Annotated in this window: 17 protein-coding genes and 1 pseudogene; 11 read left to right on the top strand and 7 right to left on the bottom strand. The window is 65.0% G+C overall.

The features are described 5' to 3' along the window. The first annotated feature begins 153 nt into the window (after positions 1–153). A complete protein-coding gene (locus AB7290_RS17915) occupies positions 154–1,356 on the top strand; it encodes a patatin-like phospholipase family protein (RefSeq protein ID WP_085398824.1) in 1,203 nt (400 codons plus the stop codon). Here the strand turns inward: AB7290_RS17915 and AB7290_RS17910 are convergent. Next, positions 1,348–2,592, bottom strand: coding sequence for an amidase (locus tag AB7290_RS17910; RefSeq protein WP_085398825.1), 1,245 nt, complete (start codon positions 2,590–2,592; stop codon positions 1,348–1,350). The genes AB7290_RS17915 and AB7290_RS17910 overlap by 9 nt on opposite strands. A gap of 312 nt (positions 2,593–2,904) precedes the next feature. On the opposite strand from AB7290_RS17910, the gene AB7290_RS17905 reads away from it, so the two are divergent. From AB7290_RS17905 to dprA, 4 genes and pseudogenes are all read left to right on the top strand, one after another. Further along, complete coding sequence (locus AB7290_RS17905; RefSeq protein ID WP_063982811.1) at positions 2,905–3,330, top strand: DoxX family protein; 426 nt, start codon at positions 2,905–2,907, stop codon at positions 3,328–3,330. Between the two features lie 106 nt (positions 3,331–3,436). Beyond that, positions 3,437–3,550 (top strand): annotated as a pseudogene (locus tag AB7290_RS17900) (DNA-processing protein DprA); the annotation flags it as partial. Positions 3,551–3,760: 210 nt separating this feature from the next. Then, complete coding sequence (locus tag AB7290_RS17895; protein ID WP_085398826.1) at positions 3,761–4,732, top strand: ABC transporter substrate-binding protein; 972 nt, start codon at positions 3,761–3,763, stop codon at positions 4,730–4,732. A 109-nt stretch (positions 4,733–4,841) separates the two neighbouring features. Continuing rightward, positions 4,842–5,984, top strand: a complete 1,143-nt coding sequence (gene dprA / locus AB7290_RS17890) for a DNA-processing protein DprA (RefSeq protein ID WP_085398827.1) — start codon at positions 4,842–4,844, stop codon at positions 5,982–5,984. Here dprA and AB7290_RS17885 read toward each other — a convergent pair. Beyond that, positions 5,981–6,391 carry a winged helix-turn-helix transcriptional regulator gene (locus AB7290_RS17885; RefSeq protein ID WP_028152772.1) on the bottom strand — a complete coding sequence of 137 codons (411 nt, stop codon included), beginning with the start codon at positions 6,389–6,391 and terminating at the stop codon, positions 5,981–5,983. The genes dprA and AB7290_RS17885 overlap by 4 nt on opposite strands. An 84-nt stretch (positions 6,392–6,475) precedes the next feature. On the opposite strand from AB7290_RS17885, the gene AB7290_RS17880 reads away from it, so the two are divergent. Next, positions 6,476–7,084 carry an FMN-dependent NADH-azoreductase gene (locus AB7290_RS17880; RefSeq protein ID WP_014494708.1) on the top strand — a complete coding sequence of 203 codons (609 nt, stop codon included), beginning with the start codon at positions 6,476–6,478 and terminating at the stop codon, positions 7,082–7,084. A 58-nt stretch (positions 7,085–7,142) separates the two neighbouring features. On the opposite strand, the gene AB7290_RS17875 is transcribed toward AB7290_RS17880, so the two are convergent. Further along, the gene (locus AB7290_RS17875; protein ID WP_085398828.1) at positions 7,143–7,325 is read right to left on the bottom strand and encodes a hypothetical protein; all 183 of its coding nucleotides are present in this window, start codon (positions 7,323–7,325) and stop codon (positions 7,143–7,145) included. Positions 7,326–7,499: 174 nt separating this feature from the next. Beyond that, positions 7,500–8,273: an SDR family oxidoreductase gene (locus AB7290_RS17870; protein WP_085398840.1), complete on the bottom strand. Its 774-nt coding sequence runs from the start codon at positions 8,271–8,273 to the stop codon at positions 7,500–7,502. A gap of 121 nt (positions 8,274–8,394) precedes the next feature. On the opposite strand from AB7290_RS17870, the gene AB7290_RS17865 reads away from it, so the two are divergent. Beyond that, the gene (locus AB7290_RS17865) at positions 8,395–8,862 is read left to right on the top strand and encodes a winged helix-turn-helix transcriptional regulator (protein ID WP_085398829.1); all 468 of its coding nucleotides are present in this window, start codon (positions 8,395–8,397) and stop codon (positions 8,860–8,862) included. A gap of 262 nt (positions 8,863–9,124) precedes the next feature. On the opposite strand, the gene AB7290_RS17860 is transcribed toward AB7290_RS17865, so the two are convergent. Further along, on the bottom strand, positions 9,125–9,364 hold the full coding sequence (locus tag AB7290_RS17860) for a hypothetical protein (protein ID WP_071913093.1): 240 nt from the start codon (positions 9,362–9,364) through the stop codon (positions 9,125–9,127). Positions 9,365–9,590: 226 nt separating this feature from the next. Here AB7290_RS17860 and topA point away from each other — a divergent pair, with 226 nt between their 5' ends. From topA to AB7290_RS17840, 4 genes are read left to right on the top strand one after another with little or no spacing between them, the layout of a single operon-like run. After that, complete coding sequence (topA, locus tag AB7290_RS17855; RefSeq protein ID WP_085398830.1) at positions 9,591–12,338, top strand: type I DNA topoisomerase; 2,748 nt, start codon at positions 9,591–9,593, stop codon at positions 12,336–12,338. Positions 12,339–12,357: 19 nt separating this feature from the next. Beyond that, complete coding sequence (gene rnr / locus AB7290_RS17850) at positions 12,358–14,703, top strand: ribonuclease R (RefSeq protein WP_085398831.1); 2,346 nt, start codon at positions 12,358–12,360, stop codon at positions 14,701–14,703. Then, the gene (locus AB7290_RS17845) at positions 14,697–15,137 is read left to right on the top strand and encodes a DUF983 domain-containing protein (RefSeq protein WP_063982804.1); all 441 of its coding nucleotides are present in this window, start codon (positions 14,697–14,699) and stop codon (positions 15,135–15,137) included. Before rnr ends, AB7290_RS17845 begins: the two co-directional genes overlap by 7 nt. A 32-nt stretch (positions 15,138–15,169) precedes the next feature. Further along, positions 15,170–15,919, top strand: coding sequence for an NUDIX hydrolase (locus AB7290_RS17840; RefSeq protein WP_085398832.1), 750 nt, complete (start codon positions 15,170–15,172; stop codon positions 15,917–15,919). A gap of 27 nt (positions 15,920–15,946) precedes the next feature. Here AB7290_RS17840 and AB7290_RS17835 read toward each other — a convergent pair whose 3' ends face one another. Both AB7290_RS17835 and AB7290_RS17830 read right to left on the bottom strand, forming a co-directional pair. Continuing rightward, positions 15,947–17,305, bottom strand: a complete 1,359-nt coding sequence (locus AB7290_RS17835) for a metallophosphoesterase family protein (RefSeq protein ID WP_085398833.1) — start codon at positions 17,303–17,305, stop codon at positions 15,947–15,949. A 76-nt stretch (positions 17,306–17,381) separates the two neighbouring features. Continuing rightward, complete coding sequence (locus AB7290_RS17830) at positions 17,382–17,924, bottom strand: hypothetical protein (protein WP_063982801.1); 543 nt, start codon at positions 17,922–17,924, stop codon at positions 17,382–17,384. Positions 17,925–17,931: the final 7 nt, after the last annotated feature.

The following is a 17,931-nucleotide window of genomic DNA, read 5'->3' as shown; positions in this document are numbered from 1 at the left end:
CCAAGGCCGGAAAAAGTACGGATATCGCCGCACCGCCTCCGCATTATGTGCCAATTCCTGTTCGCAACTCGGAAGCTGCTCGCGGCCGGAGTGGCGAACGAGTTCCACGCCTGTCATCCTGACAGCGGAAATGGCGTTACGCGGTTGCTCAGAATGAGCGAGAAGATTGTCGGCACGCATGACGGGTCCGGTTCGCACGGTGCTTCCAGCACCGCAGCAAGCCGGCTGCTCTCGATGACCAATGTCTGGTCCGATGCGCCATCGCCACTGCCCGCGCCCGAGCCTGCTCCCGTACCCCCGCCACTGACCCAGCCTGCGCCCGTCGCGCAAGCCGCCGCGCGAGTCGAGATTGTGACCATTGCCGCGCCGGTCGCGCCCGCGCAGCCGCACTCCGACCAATGGCCTCCGCAAAGACTGTCGCTAGCCCTTCAGGGCGGCGGCACTTTTGCGGCCTTCACCTGGGGCGTGCTGGAGCGGTTGCTGGAACACCCGACCATCCAGATCGACACCATCAGCGGCGCCAGTGCCGGCGCCATCAATGCGCTGCTGCTCGCCTCCGGCCTCGCCGAAGGCGGACGCGAAGGCGCCCATTCGCGGTTGAACCGGTTCTGGGCCCGCCTGATGCACGAGGCCTCGTTCCGCTCCTTGATGCTGGTCGGCGGATTCTCGCCGGCGGGAAGCTCGGTCGCATTCGGTCCGACGCTGCGCTCCGGCCAGTTCGATCCGTTCGACCTCGACCCGCTGCGGCTGGCGCTGTCGCGCGACATCGATTTTGCCGCCTTGCGCGACGCGGCCTGCCCAAAACTGCTGATCGCTGCGACGCGAATCCGCGATGGGCAGCAGCAGATCTTCCGCAACGATTGCATTACCGCCGACGTCGCGCTGGCCTCGACCTGCCCGCCTTTGGTTCACTGCGCCGTCGAGATCGACGGCGAGGCCTATTGGGATGGCGGCATTGGCGGCAATCCGCCGCTGGTGCGCCTGGCGCAGGAATCGATAGCCTCCGACCTGCTGCTCGTCCAGGTCACGCCCACGCGCGACAGCTACGTGCCGATCACGCTTGCCGCAATCGACCGCAGGCTCGACCAGATCGCGGCCAACGCCGCCCTCAACGCCGAGATCGCGGCGCTGGAATGGGCGCGAGCCACGGCCGCACCTTCGCTGCGGCTCTCCAGGATCGCGGCCGAAGACTCCATTGAGGGCCTGGCGCAGCGCTCATCCACCGATCTCGGCCGCGGCTTCATTCGTACGCTGCACCGGAGTGGCCGCGAGGCCGCCGAGCGTTGGCTCGGACAAGGCGCCACAGGCGCCGAGGCCGAACGCGCGCTGCCCGCCGCTGAGCCTGCGCTAGCCTGATTTCGCCAGCGCGTCCTCCAGGAACCATGCCGCCGCAAGCGCGCCCGGATCGTTGCCGAACCGCGCGATCACCTGCACGCCGATCGGCAGGCCGCCCACTTTCATCACCGGCACGTTGACGCAAGGATTGCCCATCAGCGTCCAGAGCCGGTTGTAACGGGGCGAGCCGGTCGAGGCGAGTTCCTTGGCCGGCGCGGTGCCCGGCGCCGAATAGGTCAGCAGCACGTCAAAACCCTCGAACAGTTCGCCGAGCTCGCGGCGGCCACGGCGGGCGATCCGACGCGCGTCGTCATACTGCTTCGGCGTCAAGCCGACGGTGTCATCAAGGCTGGCACGCAGCATCGGCGCGATCTCGTCGTGATGCTCCGAAAACTCCCAGGCCAACGCGCGATGCGCCTCGAAATCCTGGATGATCGGGTGGATGCGCCAGGCTTCCTGCACCGACTCCGGCAGATCGATGGTCTTGACACTGGCTCCGGCCTTCTCGGCCGCCTTGATCGCAGCTAGCAAGCCCTCTTCCGCCGCCGGCTCCACGGCCTCGGCAAACTCCTGCCTCACCACGCCGATGCGCGGCGCCTTGGCCGCGGCGATGCCATCGAATTCAGTGCGCCCGGTGATCGCCAGCAGTCCGCGCGCGAGATCTTCCGCGCGCGATCCGAACAAGCCGACAGTATCAAGCGCCCATGAGTAGCACTTCACGCCGATGGTCGGCAGCATCCGGAACGACGGCTTGATTGCGGCAGCCCCGCAATAGGCCGCGGGACGGATCACCGAGCCGCCGGTCTGGGTGCCCAGCGCCAGCGGGATCATGCCGGCACCGACCGCCGCCGCCGAGCCCGAGGACGAGCCGCCCGGCGTATGGCCGAGATTGTGCGGATTGAGCGTCGGGGTCGGATCGCGCGAGGCGAACGCCGTGGTGGTGGTCTTGCCGATGATGGTGGCGCCTGCCCGCTTCAGCATCATCACGACCGGCGCGTCGGAGCGCGGCTGCCAGCCGCGATAGATCTCCGAGCCCATCTCGGTCGGCATGTTGGCGGTGTCGATGATGTCCTTGATGCCGACGGCGATGCCGCGCAGCGGGCCGGAGGCTTGCACCTTCGCGGATTTGTCGTGACGGACGAAGGCGTGGACGTCCTTCTCCCTGGCCTCGATCGCCGCGTGCGACTGGGCGATGGCGTCATCGGGCGAAAGCTCGCCCGCTTCGATGCGGCGCTGGAGGTCGGCGAGTGAGATCATGGCAATACCCTTCTTATTGCCATCGCTTTTAGCATCGGGACGAGGTCGCGCAAGCGCACGTGGACGCGGTCGATCCATGCGTGCAGTCGACCGGGACCAGCGGCTCGACCAGAGCATCCGCGTCCGCGGGCGCCGCGCGGATGAGATCAAAAATGGAAACAGTATCTTTCAATTATTTCTATTTTTATCGCGATTCAATCGAGCCAGTGTGAGGTCACAACGCAGGGCCCTGCGGCGCGCACTCTCTTACGAACCACAAACGCCTGGTGCGTCACCGCCGTCGGACCTCAACCAAGCACAGGAGCGATGACCATGGATACGACCCGTTATGCTTCCCTCGTTGGCCGCCTGCTGATCGGCCTCCCGTTTGCAATGAGTGGCTTCAGCAAGCTCACCGCTTATGGTGCGACGACCGCTTACATCGCCGCTGCGGGATTGCCGGTGCCCCCGTTGGCATATGCGATCGCAGTTCTCGTCGAGCTCGGTGGCGGTCTCCTGCTGATCGCCGGCTATCAAGCCCGCTCGGTCGCGCTGGCGCTCGCCATATTCTCGCTGGCCGCGGCAGTCTCGTTCCACAACAACTTTGCCGACCAGAATCAGATGATCCACTTCCTCAAGAACGTGATGATGGCAGGCGGCCTGCTACAGATCTTTGCCTTCGGTGCCGGTGCGCTCAGCCTTGACGCTCGCGTCTCGCGGAGCGGCGTCGCTGTCGCTCAGGCGGCCCACGCGCGTTGAATCGACGACCTTGCGGAAGACCCGTCGACCACGTCGGGTCTTCCTGCAGCGCCTTTGAAGCCCGATCAAGCGCACGCAACTGTTGCCCACGCCCTCAGGTTGTTCCATGCTGCCTCCACAAGGAGACGCCGTGGACGCCATCAATCCGAGCGTTGAGCTGACCGAGGCTGAGCGGATCGACCGCCTGCGGCTGATCCGCTCTGACAATGTCGGGCCGCGTGGCACTAACGCGGAAACGCCGCAACCTTTGCGTTAGTTCTAAATTGCCCCGAGAATCAAGGCGATGAGATTCGAATTGCCGGACTGTTGGACGCTCACGCCGTCTCGGCTTAGGCTGTGCGCCTTCTGACCCAACCTGTTCATTGACGCGGCTGGACCAATGTCGAAAAATGCTTACTCTCTGCCAGAGGATAAGCGATTTAGCGGTGCTATGAAACGACGCGGATTCATCACTTTGGCTGGCGGGGCGTTGGCGTGGGCAACGGCCGCACGCGCTCAGCAAGTGAAGCGCGTCTCGCGGATCGGCCTTTTCCTCCCCCCACCGCGAAATTCGGAGGTCGACGCGTTCCTCGTTGCGCTTCGCGGTCTCGGTTGGGTTGAGGGCGAGAACGTCCACGTTGAATATCGCGACGCCGACGGCGACGATAACCGGCTTCCGGCGCTGGCTGCTGAACTGGTCGCCCTCGGCGTCGACGTTCTCGTGACAGCCACATTTCCCGGGGTTCTTGCCGCGCACCGTGCGACGACCACAATTCCAACCGTGATGATCGTGGGTCCCGATCTGGTGACCTTGGGCCTTGCAGCCAGCATGGCTCATCCCGGTGGCAACATTACGGGACAGACCTTTTTCCTTACAGAACTAGCTGCGAAGCGGTTAGAGGTTCTTGCGAGCATAGCTCCCTCGATGACACGCGCAGGGGTGCTCATGCAGCGAGGCAACCCCCTGAACAACGGCACCATGAGTGCCATGACGAACGCCGCGCGGGCAATGAAGATTGAGCTGCGACCGATCGAGCTTGACGTCCCCGGCGACCTCGACAACGCGCTATCAATCGTCGGCTCCTCCGCCATGGACGGTCTCGTCATCACGGACGCCAATGCGTTTGTCACCAATTCGGCGTTGGTCTCGGCGATTGTCGACAAGTGCCGCGTGCCATCGATTGCCGCACCCATCGTCGCGTCCCGGGGGGGCGCACTGGTAGGGTACGGGGTAGACTTCACCTCCATGTTTCGCCGCGCCACTGTTTTCGTTGACAAGATATTGAAGGGCGCGAACCCGGCCGACATCCCCATCGAGCAGCCGACGCAGTTTAAGACGGTCATCAACTTGAAGACCGCCAAGGCGCTCGGCCTCGAGATACCGCAGTCGTTGCAGGTGCGCGCGGACGAGGTCATCGAATAGCAAAAGCCTTGAGGAATAAGGCAGCGCGTTGCTCCATTCCTCCTCCGCCCATGATTGGGGCGATAGAAACAACCACACGCCACTGTTGCCCACGCCCTCAGGTTGTTCCATGCTGCTCCCACAAGGAGACGCCGTGGACGCCATCAATCCGAGCGTTGAGCTGACCGAGACTGAACGGATCGACCGCCTGCGGTTGATCCGCTCCGACAATGTCGGGCCGCGCACCTTCCGTTCGCTGGTCGATCATTTCGGCACGGCGCGCGCCGCGCTGGAGCGGCTGCCCGATCTGGCGCGCCGCGGCGGCGCGGCCCGTTCCGGGCGCATCTGTAGTGTCGATGAGGCGAAGGCCGAGCTCGCCGCAAGCCGCAAGTACGGCATCGCCTGGCTTGCGCCCGGCGAGGACGGCTATCCGGCGCGGCTCGCCACGCTCGACGATGCGCCGCCGCTGCTCGCCGTGCGCGGCGACACTACGACGCTGATGCGGCCGATGATCGCGATCGTCGGTTCGCGCAACGCCTCCGGCGCTGGCCTCAAATTCGCCGGCCAGCTCGCGCGTGAGCTCGGCGAAGCTGGCTTCATCGTCATCTCGGGGCTTGCCCGCGGCGTCGACCAGACGGCGCACCGCGCCAGCGTCGACAGCGGCACCATCGCCGTGCTCGCCGGCGGACATGATTGCATCTATCCGCCCAAACATGGCGATCTGCTCGCCTCGATCCTCGATCACGCGGGTGCGGCGATCTCGGAGATGCCGCTCGGCCACGAGCCGCGCGCCCGCGACTTCCCCCGCCGCAACCGGCTGATCTCGGGCGCCGCGCTCGGCGTGGTCGTGGTCGAGGCGGCGCATCGCTCGGGCTCGCTGATCACCGCGCGCATGGCGGCAGAACAGGGCCGCGAGGTATTCGCGGTGCCCGGCTCGCCGCTCGACCCGCGCGCCGCCGGCACCAACGATCTGATCAAGCAGGGCGCAACGCTCGTCACCGAAGCCGCCGACATCATCAACGCTGTCGCACCGATCATGGAGCGGCCGTTGATGCATCCGGCGAGCGAGCCCGACAGCGAACCGTTCGAGAGCGATCCGCAATCGCACGACCGCGACCAGATCACCGGCCTGCTCGGCCCTGCCCCCATCTCGATCGACGATCTCGTGCGGATGTCCGGCGCCTCGCCCGCGATCGTCCGCACCGTGCTGCTGGAGCTCGAGCTTGCGGGCCGCCTCGAACGCCACGGCGGCGGTCTCGTTTCTCTTCTCTAGGTGTCGTTGCGCTCATCGAACCGCGTCCGTGCCGCCGCGATCTGCGCCTGGTGCTCCTTCGCCCATAGCCCAAGCGCCATCACGGGCTGCTGGAGCCCGCGGCCAAGATCGGTCAGCTCATAGTCCACGCGCGGCGGAATGGTCGGGAAGATCGTGCGCGTGACGAGGCCGTCGCGCTCCAGCCCGCGCAGGGTCAAGGTCAGCATCCGCTGCGAGATGCCGTTGATCATCCGCTTCAGCTCGTTGAAGCGCTTGGGCCCGTCGCTCAGCATCATGATGACGAACACGCTCCATTTGTCGCCGACGCGCGCCAGGATCGAGGCGACCCCGCGGCAGTCCGCGTGGTCGCGATCCGGCATCTGGGGAGCAGGAAAATCGGTGTGTGCAGGTCTCAAAGATGTGCCCATGGCTCAAAAAAGTGCGTTCTTGCGGGGAATTTGACAGTCACTCATGTAGTGCGGGTTACAAATCTATACCATAGGTGAACCCCAATGAAACTCCTCCATATCGACTCCAGCGTGCTCGGCCCCCACTCCGTCTCACGGCAGGTTTCCGCCGCCATCGTCGACCGTCTCAGGCAGGCGACACCGTCGCTCGACCTCGTCTACCGCGATTTGACGCAGATTCCGCTCGCCCACCTCTCCGGCTCGCACCTTGCGGCCGCGCAAGGCGCGCCGGCGCCGGCGGAACTCGGTCCCGACCTGGCCGCGAGCGCGGCCGTGCTCAACGAGTTCCTCGATGCCGATATCGTCGTGATCGGCGCGCCCATGTACAATTTTACGATCCCGAGCCAGCTCAAGGCCTGGATCGACCGCGTCCTGGTGGCGGGGAAAACGTTCAAATACGACGCGAACGGCCCGCAGGGCCTTGCCGGCAACAAGCGCGTGATCGTGGCGATCTCGCGCGGCGGCTATTACGGCCCGGGCACGCCGGCCGCCTCGCTCGAGCACCTCGAAACCTATTTGCGTGGCGTGTTCGCGTTCATGGGCATCACAAGCCCCGAATTCATCGTCGCCGACGGCATCCAGGTTGGCCCTGAGCATCGTGAGAAAGCGCTGGCCGGAGCGCTTCAGGCTGCCACCAGCCTGCAGGCGGCGTAAGACTTACGCCGACACCAGCCGCTGCCGGAGCCCGGCGGCGGCTGAGAATTCCACAGCGCTAAAACCAGGCGCCCTGAACGCCAAGAATGACGGCGACGAGCGAAATGAAAAGCCCGATGCCTGAGAAAAGTGCCACCCCGATGAACTCGGACCTATCGGAGTGCTTGGCTGGAATGGCGGAATGTTCGGTGTAAATACGTGGTTCTGAAATCGACGAAGAAATACGAGCTGCTTTTGACATCGCGGGCTCCCTGAAAGTGAGTCTTATGACCCTGCCCGCAAAAGGGTCTTGGCAGCGCAAGCGAAGGTTCAACGCCTCACGGAAGGTTCAGAGGAATACAGCCACCGAGGTGTAGGAACAGGCCGGCGCAACCGATGTCGTCGCGCCGACCGATTCAATTTTCGCAAACGTTGATCAGCCGCGATAGATCGGTGCGCCCGCGGGAGAGGCAACCGCGCCACCATCGACGAAGATCTCCTGGCCCTGGATGTGCCCGGCATCGTCGGAGGCGAGGAACAGCACCGTCTTCGAGATGTGATCCGGTTCAGCAATGCGTCCGAGCGGCGTGGATAGCCCAAGGCGCTTCTCGAACGCCTTCTCCGCTTCAGGCGTTGCGATCGCGGCGCCCCAGATCGGCGTGCGGGTCGCGCCGGGCGCGACGACGTTGACGCGAATCCCGCGCGGCGACAGTTCCGACGCCATGATCCGCGCCATCGCGCGCACGCCGGCCTTGGCGGCGCCATAGGCCGAATAGCCGGGAATGCCGAGCACGGAGATCACCGAGCCGTTGAGGATGATCGAGGCATTGTCGTTGAGATAAGGCAGCGCCGACTGCACCGTGAAGAACACGCCGGTGAGGTTGGTGCGGATGACCTTCTCGAAAACCTCCAGTGTCGCCGAACCGAGCGGCGTGCCGCCGGGAATGCCGGCATTGGCAAACACGATGTCGAGCTTGCCGAATTTTTCGGCGCCTTGCTTGATCGCCGCATCGGTCGCGGCAATGTCGGTGGCGTCGGCTGCGACCGCGAACCCGTTGGGGCCAAGCTCCTTCGCCGCGGCCTCCAGCGTCTCCTTGTTGCGCCCGGTGATGATCACCTTCGCACCCTCGGCCACGAACAGCTTTGCCGTCGCCAGGCCAATGCCGCTGTTGCCGCCCGTAATCAATGCCGTCTTGTTCTTCAGTCTCACGATCGTCTCCAGTGGTTGCATTATAAAACTATGTTGCCGTCTAGGGCATATGGTTTTATGATGCAACCACACAAGCGCGTGATCGACGCCGAAATCGGGCGAACGCGACAGGACCAGGACGATGGTGAGACGAACGAGCTTCGAGGGCGATTCCTGCCCGATCGCGCGGTCGCTGGAAGCGATCGGCGACTGGTGGTCGCTGCTGATCATTCGCGAGGCGCTGTTCGGCCTGCGCCGCTTCGGCGAGTTTCAGAGCAAGCTCGGCATGGCCAAGAACATTCTGGCGGTGCGCCTGCGCGCGCTGGTCGACCACGGCATTCTCGCAACCGCCCCCGCCTCTGACGGCAGCGCCTATCAAGAGTATGTGCTGACGCCGAAAGGGCGCGGCACCTTCCCGATCCTGGTAGCGCTGCGGCAATGGAGCGAGGAGTTCGACGATCACCCCGAGCAGATCGCAACGATTCTGCTCGATCGCGAGAAAGGCCGACCGGTGAAGAAGCTCGAAATGCGCGCCGAGGACGGGCGGCTGCTCAGTCCCGCGGACACGATGGTGAAGCCGCGGCCGGCGCCGCGACGGCGGTCAGCCTGATCGCGGCACGCTGCCACCACACCGTCATTGCGAGCGCAGCGAGGCAATCCAGAGTTTCACCGCGGAGGGATTCTGGATTGCTTCGCTGCGCTCGCAATGACGACGTTGATGCGGCGCGCCTCCATATATCGCCGTCACCCTGAGGTGGCCGCTTCTTCAGCGGCCTCGAAGGGCGACGGCCCGGCTGCGGCATCTCGGCCGCTCATCCTTCGAGGCTCGCTACGCGAGCACCGCAGGATGACGGATTGGATGGTGAGCGCCGCTACGACAGCTTGCGCTTGCTCCGCAGCCGCAGGTGCTCGTCGGCCTCCAGCTTGGTCATGCCCAGGAGATAATGCAGCACATCGAGCTTGTGGCGCTCGGCGAGCTTGCGCAAAGCCCCGACCTGCTCGGCGATGAAGGCGACGGCCTCATCGACGCCGCCCTCCCCTGGTTCCTCACCGCGCGAGCCTCCCGCCACGCCTGACGCGGCGCGCGCCCGTTTCTTTCCTGGCTTAGTCACCAGACCCCACCCGAATCCATGCCCCGGGCGACTCTACGCCGACATTGACCGCAACTCCAAGGTGGTATTTTGCAACTTTCTCGATATGAAACTTTTCCCATTTGGGGTGCTTTCAACACCCCTCGATTTGACAGCGAGGGCCTCACCACCCATGTTCGGGTCGAAACGGCCGATCCGAATCTCATCGAACGCGGCTCGTAATTTCCCCGTAAGCTACTGGAACTACATGAATATCGTCATTGTGGAGTCGCCGGCGAAAGCCAAGACGATCAACAAGTATCTGGGCTCGTCCTACGAGGTTCTGGCCTCGTTCGGCCATGTCCGCGACCTCCCGGCGAAGAACGGTTCCGTCGATCCGGACGCAAATTTCAAGATGATCTGGGAGGTCGACCCCAAGGCGGCCGGCCGGCTCAACGATATCGCCAAGTCCCTGAAGAACGCCGACCGCTTGATTCTGGCGACCGACCCTGATCGCGAGGGCGAGGCCATCTCCTGGCACGTTCTGGAGGTATTGAAGGAAAAGCGCGCGCTGAAGGATCAGAAGATCGAGCGCGTGGTGTTCAACGCCATCACCAAGCAGGCCGTCACGGATGCGATGAAGAATCCGCGCCAGATCGACGGCGCGTTGGTCGATGCCTACATGGCGCGCCGCGCGCTGGACTATCTGGTCGGCTTCACCCTCTCCCCCGTGCTGTGGCGCAAGCTGCCGGGCGCCCGTTCGGCGGGCCGCGTGCAGTCGGTGGCGCTGCGGCTGGTCTGCGACCGCGAACTGGAGATCGAGAAGTTCGTCGCGCGCGAGTATTGGTCGTTGATCGCGACCCTGCTGACGCCCCGCGGCGACGCATTCGAGGCGCGGCTCGTCGGCGCCGACGGCAAGAAGATCCAGCGTCTCGACATCGGCACCGGTGCGGAAGCCGAAGACTTCAAGAGGGCGCTGGAAGCGGCCGCCTATGCCGTGACCGCGGTCGATGCCAAGCCGGCCCGGCGCAATCCGCAGGCGCCCTTCACCACCTCGACGCTGCAGCAGGAAGCCAGTCGCAAATACGGCTTTGCGCCGGCGCACACGATGCGCATCGCGCAGCGCCTTTATGAGGGCATCGACATCGGCGGCGAGACCACCGGACTCATTACTTATATGCGTACCGACGGCGTGCAGATCGATCCGTCCGCGATCACCCAGGCGCGCAAGGTGATCGGCGAGGATTACGGCAACGCCTACGTGCCGGAGGCCCCGCGCCAATATCAGGCCAAGGCCAAGAACGCCCAGGAAGCGCACGAAGCGATCCGCCCGACCGACATGTCGCGCCGCCCCGACAGCATGAGCCGCAAACTCGATGCCGACCAGGCGCGACTCTACGAGCTGATCTGGAAGCGCACCATCGCGAGCCAGATGGAATCGGCCGAGCTGGAGCGCACCACTGTCGACATCACCGCAAAGGCCGGCGGCCGCACGCTGGAGCTGCGGGCGACGGGTCAGGTCGTCAAGTTCGACGGCTTCCTCGCGCTCTACCAGGAAGGCCGCGACGACGAGGAAGACGAGGACTCCCGCCGCCTGCCCGCGATGAGCCCGAACGACGCGCTCAAGCGGCAGTCGCTCGCCGTCACCCAGCACTTCACCGAGCCGCCGCCGCGCTTCTCGGAGGCCTCACTGGTCAAGCGCATGGAAGAGCTCGGCATCGGCCGTCCCTCGACCTATGCCTCGATCCTCCAGGTCCTGAAGGACCGCGGCTACGTGAAGCTGGAGAAGAAGCGCCTGCACGGCGAGGACAAGGGCCGCGTTGTGGTCGCCTTCCTCGAAAGCTTCTTCAGCCGCTACGTCGAATATGACTTCACCGCCAATCTGGAGGAGCAGCTCGACCGCATCTCCAACAACGAGATTTCCTGGCAGCAGGTGCTGAAGGACTTCTGGACCGGCTTCATCGGCGCCGTCGACGAGATCAAGGATCTGCGCGTCGCCCAGGTGCTCGACGTGCTCGACGACATGCTGGGCCAGCACATCTATCCGCCCCGCGCCGATGGCGGCGATATCAGGCAGTGCCCGAGCTGCGGCAACGGCCGGCTGAATCTCAAGGCCGGCAAGTTCGGCGCCTTCGTCGGCTGCTCGAACTATCCGGAATGCCGCTACACCCGCCAGCTCGCCGCCGACAGCGAGACCACCGCCGACCGTTCGCTCGGCCAGGATCCCGATACGGGTCGCGATGTCTGGGTCAAGGCCGGCCGCTTTGGCCCCTACATCCAGCTCGGCGAGCCCAAGGATTACGAGGAAGGCGAGAAGCCGAAGCGCGCGGGCATCCCGAAGGGCACCTCGCCGGGCGACGTCGAGCTCGAGCTTGCGCTGAAGCTGTTGTCGCTGCCGCGCGAGATCGGCAAGCATCCGGAGACCGGTCAGCCGATCACGGCAGGTCTCGGCCGCTTCGGGCCGTTCGTGAAGCACGAGAAGACCTACGCCAGCCTGGAGAGCGGCGACGAGGTCTTCGACATCGGCCTCAACCGCGCGGTGACGCTGATCGCGGAGAAGGTCGCCAAGGGCCCGAGCCGCCGCTTCGGCGCCGACCCCGGCAAGGCGATCGGCGATCATCCGACGCTGGGCACCGTCACCGTGAAGAGCGGCCGTTACGGCGCCTATGTCACGGCAGGTGGCGTCAACGCGACGATCCCTGCCGAGTTCGAAAAGGACACCGTCACGCTGCCGCAGGCGATCGCGCTGATCGACGAGCGCGCGGCCAAGGGCGGCGGCAAGACCAAGGCGAAGAAAGCCGCGAAGCCGGCCAAGGCCAAGAAGGCTGCGGCGAAGGCCGCCGACGGCGATGACGCCGCGCCGAAGCCGAAGAAACCGGCCGCGAAGAAGGCGGCCAAACCAAAATCCGAATCCACTAGCAAGGCGCGCGCCGCCGTGTCGTCGACCGCAAAAACGTCGCCGACCAAGGCCGCCGCCCCCAAGGCTCCGGCCAAGAAGAGTGCCGGCAAGACCTAGATCAAGAATTAGAGGTTAAGTGAAACGCAAGAATGACCATGGCTTTCCCGACCGGAGCGCCATCGTCGCCTTCATCAAGGCAAATCCCGGAAAGGTCGGGACCCGCGAAATTGCGCGCGAGTTCGGCCTGAAGAACGCCGATCGCATCGAGCTCAAGCGCATGCTGCGCGAGCTCGCCGACGACGGCACCATCAAGAAAAAACGCCACAAGGTTTCCGAGCCGGACGCGCTCCCGTCGACGCTGGTCGCCGACATCACCGGCCGTGACAGTGACGGCGAGCTGATCGCCTCCCCCACCGAATGGGACGAGGTCGAAAGCGGTGAACCGCCAAAAATCCTCATCGTCATGCCGCGCCGGCCGAAGCCCGGCACCGCGGCCGGAATCGGCGATCGCGCGCTGCTGCGCGTCGAGCGCTCGGATGAGAACGAAGGCCCGGCCTATCGCGGCCTCATCATCAAGGTCTTCGACAAGACGAAGAGCCGCATCCTCGGCGTGTTCCGCGAGCTGCCCGAAGGCGGCGGACGGCTGGTCCCGGTCGACAAGAAGTCCGCCGACCGCGAGCTGAACATCGCCGCGGCCGACACGCACGGCGCCCGGGACGGCGACCTCGTCAGTGTCGATATCGTCCGCACCCGCAGCTTTGGGCTGGCGTCCGGCCGGGTCAAGGAGAAGCTCGGCTCGGTCAAGTCGGAGAAGGCGATCAGCCTGATCGCGATCTACGCGCACGACATCCCCCTGCAATTCCGGCCCGCGGCGGAGCGTGAAGCCGAAGCGGCGGAGCCGGCCAATCTGAAGGGACGTGAAGACTGGCGCGACGTCCCGCTCGTCACCATCGATCCCCCGGATGCGAAGGATCACGACGACGCGGTGCATGCGCAGCCCGATCCTGATCCGAACAACAGAGGCGGCTTCATCGTCGATGTCGCCATCGCCGATGTGAGCTTCTACGTGCGGCCGGGCACCGCGCTCGACCGCGACGCGCTCGATCGCGGCAACTCGGTCTATTTCCCGGACCGCGTCGTGCCGATGCTGCCCGAGCGCATCTCCAACAATCTCTGCTCGCTGGTGCCGGGCGAGCCGCGCGGCGCGCTCGCGGTGCGGATGGTGCTCGGCCCTGACGGGCGGAAGCGCTCGCACAGCTTCCACCGCATCCTGATGCGCTCGGCGGCGAAACTGAACTATGCGCAGGCGCAGGCTGCGATCGACGGTCGGCCCGACGACACCACCGGCCCCCTGCTCGATCCGATCCTGAGGCCGCTCTATGCCGCCTATGCCTGCGCCAAGCGCGCCCGCGACGAACGCGATCCGCTCAATCTCGATCTGCCCGAGCGCAAGATCCTCTTGAAGAGCGACGGCACGGTCGATCGCGTCGTCGTGCCTGAACGTCTCGATGCGCACAAGCTGATCGAGGAGTTCATGATCCTCGCCAACGTCGCGGCGGCCGAGATGCTGGAGAAGAAGTCGCTCCCGCTGATCTACCGCGTGCATGACGAGCCGACGCTGGAGAAGGTCCACGCACTCGCGGAGTTTCTGGAGACGCTGGACGTTCCGTTCGCGAAAAGCGGCGCGCTGCGCCCGGCTTTGTTCAACCGCGTGCTGGCGCAGCTCGAAGGCCACGACCACTTCCCGCTGGTGAGCGAGGTCGTGCTGCGCGCCCAGGCCCAGGCCGAATATTCCGCCGAGAATTACGGTCATTTCGGCCTGAACCTGCGCCGCTACGCGCATTTCACCTCGCCGATCCGCCGCTATGCCGACCTCGTCGTGCACCGCGCGCTGGTTCGCGCGCTCGGCCTCGGCGAGGGCGCCCTACCCGACAGCGAGACTCCGGAAAGCCTTGGCGAGGTCGCAGCCCATATCTCGGTGACCGAGCGGCGCGCGATGAAGGCGGAGCGCGAGACCGTCGACCGGCTGATCGCCCATCACCTCGCTGACCGCATCGGCGCGAGTTTCCAGGGCCGCGTCTCCGGCGTCACCCGCGCCGGCCTGTTCGTCAAGCTCGCCGAGACCGGTGCCGACGGCCTGATCCCGATCCGATCCCTTGGCACGGAATATTTCAACTATGACGAGAGCCGGCACGCGCTCGTCGGCACGCGCAGCGGCACCATGCATCAGCTGGGTGACGTCGTTGACGTCCGTCTGATAGAAGCAGCTCCCATCGCAGGCGCGCTGCGCTTCGAGCTGCTGTCGTCGACCGGCGAGACCGCGCCGCGCGGCCGCAGGCCATCCGGTCCGCAACGCCGCCCCTCGTTCAAGGCGCATCCCGGACGCAGTCCGGCGAAGAAACATAAGGCGGCGAAACAGAAGAAGCCCGGCAAGGGCAAGAACAAAGGAAAAGGCGGGGGGCAGAAGGGCAAGGCATGGTGACGACGAGCACGGCCCCAAAGATCTGGACGCGCGAGACCGGCCTCGTCGAGAAGCGCGACGTCTGGACGGCCATGAAGCGCGGTTTCCGCAGCCGCTGCCCGCGCTGCGGCGAGGGCAAGCTGTTCCGCGCCTTTCTCAAAACCGCGGACAATTGCTCGGTCTGCGGCCTCGATTTCACGCCGCATCGCGCCGACGATCTGCCAGCTTATCTCGTGATCGTCATCGTCGGCCACATCGTGGTGCCCACGATCCTCTGGATCGAGACCAACTACACCACGCCGGTCTGGCTCAGCTTCGCGGCCTATCTGCCCTTCACCTTCGTCGCCTCGCTCGCGCTGCTCCAGCCGGTCAAGGGAGCTGTGGTCGGCTTGCAATGGGCTCTGCGCATGCACGGCTTTGACGACAACCCTCCGGATGGTATTCCGCCGGTCTAAGCAAATAATCAAAAAGCGGTTTGGGTGAGGACATGACGGATACGTCGCAGGGAGCCGAGAAGGCCAAGATCCACGAGGGCAAGGAAGCCGACCACCATCCCTATTTCCGCCCCCGCGATGCGGCGACGCTGATCCTGGTCGATCGCAGCGGCAGCGTTCCAAAAGTCCTGGTCGGCAAGCGCCACGACAAGGTGGTGTTCATGCCCGGAAAGTTCGTCTTCCCCGGCGGCCGCGTCGACAAGGACGATTACCGCGTGCCGTGTGCAGCACCCATCACCACCGAGCTGGAAGCCAATCTCGCCAAGGGCAGCCCGAAGACTCCGGCCTCGCGCGCCAAGTCGCTGGCGATTGCCGCAATCCGCGAGGCCTGCGAAGAGACCGGCCTCTGCCTCGGACGCAAGACCGAGGGGAAAGCAAAACTCGAGGGCGCCTGGAAGCCGTTCGCGGATGCGGGCCTGCTGCCCGACCCCTCCAGCCTGTTCCTGATCGCGCGTGCGATCACCCCGCCCGGCCGCGTCAAGCGGTTCGACACCCGCTTCTTCACCGCGGACGCTTCCGCGATCACCCACCGCGTCGAGGGGGTGATCCATGCGGATGCCGAACTGGTCGAGCTGGTCTGGGTCGAACTCGGCTCAAAGCCGCTCGCCGATCTGCATCCGATGACACGCAACGTGCTCAACGAGCTCGACACGCGCCTTGCCACCGGCCCGCTCCGCCACGATGCGCCGGTGCCGTTCTTCCATTTCTACGGCGGCAAGATGCAGAAGGATATCTTGTGCTGATCCAGCCGCCGAACTCTCCAGGCTCGTTCACGCGATCAGCAAACTCAGCGCGGCACCTCTGAAGGCGCGGTCTTCGCTGCCACCTTGTCCGTGGCCGATCGCCCAGCGCTGCGGCCACACAAGCTGCTCCAACCCTCGCGCCGTCGCAGAGGTGAAAGACGACCAGCGCGTGGAATCGTGACGACGATACAAGAGACCGCCCGGGCCCATGTCCGGGTAGATCGCGACGTGAATATCGAAACCCTCGCCCGCCGGAAGATCAGGTCCAAACCAATAGGTTGGGCTTCGCCCCGGCTCACGAGCAACGATGGCTGTCAGGGTTTGCCTCGGTCCCCGAAGCCCAAGCCAGAACGGCGCGATCGAACCCGGCGCGAAAGCCGTGAAAATCGTCTGGGCCGCTGCGACATCGGTCGCAGCGCTTTGCCCCACCAGTCTCAGCTCGATCCGCCGCCCGCTCTCCACGCATCCGCTGAACGGCGCTTCGGTTTCCCCGAGCGGCAGCTCCCTCCACAGGGCGGGATCAGGATCGCGCAGCGGCCATTCCATTCTCTCCCTGACAACGCCGTCGGTATCGAGCACCTGATAACGCAGGCCTTCCTCGTCAAGCGCGGCCTGAATGCAATGCAGATACTCGACGCCTTCCGGCATCCTGTGAGCCGTTCCCGCGCCCGCGGTGCAAATCTGCAGGACACCGCGATGCGCCTGCACATCGAAGGCGAGGACGTGGCTGCACAGATAGGCAAGCACGTTTTCGTTCACTAGGATGTCCCAGAACGGGCGAGCATATTCGTGGCCGATCTCGCGCTGATACGTCCCCGTAAAGCCGTTGATCGGAAACACCGGATGATGGCCAAGGACGAGCTTGTGTCGGGCATCGCCATGCGCGCTGAGAGTTGTTTCGAGCCACCCGAGCTCGACATGGCCCTCACCTCCCAGGCCGCTCCAGAGCGTGTTGACGAACACCATCAGGAGGTCGCCGCGTCGCACGAAGTAGGAGAGGCCCGCCTGTCCCGGCGGCCCATTTTTCGGCAGCTCGAGCACTGCACGAAACACCGCCTCGCTCATCAAATCATAGGTCGTGTGATTGCCGGTTGTGTGCCACATCGGAATGGCCGCACGGTCGAGCCATGCCATTTCCGTATCCAGCCAATAGCGCCACTGCGCGCGCAGCGCGTCCGGATCCGGCGTCAGTCCGATGATTTCGTCGCCCGGGAAGAGAACGAATTCAGGCTGCGGCCTCAGGCGTTGAACGACCGTATTGACCGAGGCGAAGGTCTTTTCGTGCAATGCACCCGGCACGCCCGAACAGGAGTCGCCATACAACAGGAATTGGTGGCCCTTGCCGCGCGGTCGAAGCGCGGGAATGGAGTTATTCGCTGAGGTCATGGCCTTCCATTGCGGTGTGAGGCCGCGAGGATGGCAATTTCCGCAACGGGTAGCAACAGGCCGTGGCTGGACCTAATCAGGAATCATCAGGCTCGGTGCCGACATAGTCGCGCGCGGGCAATTTCAGGACGCGGCCGATCTCGCTTGCGAGCTTGTCCGCCTCCTCGCGCCTGGTGAAGCTCTGAAGCGTGATCGGCTCGGTGCCTCTGTTGCCGCAGAGATTGACGTCGTAGGTCGTCAGATCCGCATCGTAGTCGTCGGTGATGCTGACGAAGTGATAGTCGGCGAGATCGCGCTGGCTGCGGATATTGAGCGGGCCGAACTGCCTGGTGATGACGATCTGGCGCAGCGTCTCGTTGAGCACGACGAAAGTGCGGTACGTCAGCAGGATCATTCCGGGGATGCCGACGAGCAGTCCCAACCCCGTGAACACCAGCACCGGCACGAGATCATCGGCGAGCCGGCCGAAGCCGGAAAAATCCTGGCGCAGGCCGAGGCCGACGTTCCACAAGAGATAACCGCTCGCGGCCAGCAGCGGCAGCGACAGCAGGCGGCCGACCCAGGGCATGGGCCGGTCGATGCGGACGGTGCCGCCGTCCACGGTCATTGCGCCTGCCATGTCGGGT

This window comes from Bradyrhizobium sp. 613_E4_N2_2, from assembly GCF_052075995.1.
In the GTDB taxonomy this organism is placed as follows: domain Bacteria; phylum Pseudomonadota; class Alphaproteobacteria; order Rhizobiales; family Xanthobacteraceae; genus Bradyrhizobium; species Bradyrhizobium barranii.
This window is presented reverse-complemented; position numbering and strand designations above follow the sequence as displayed.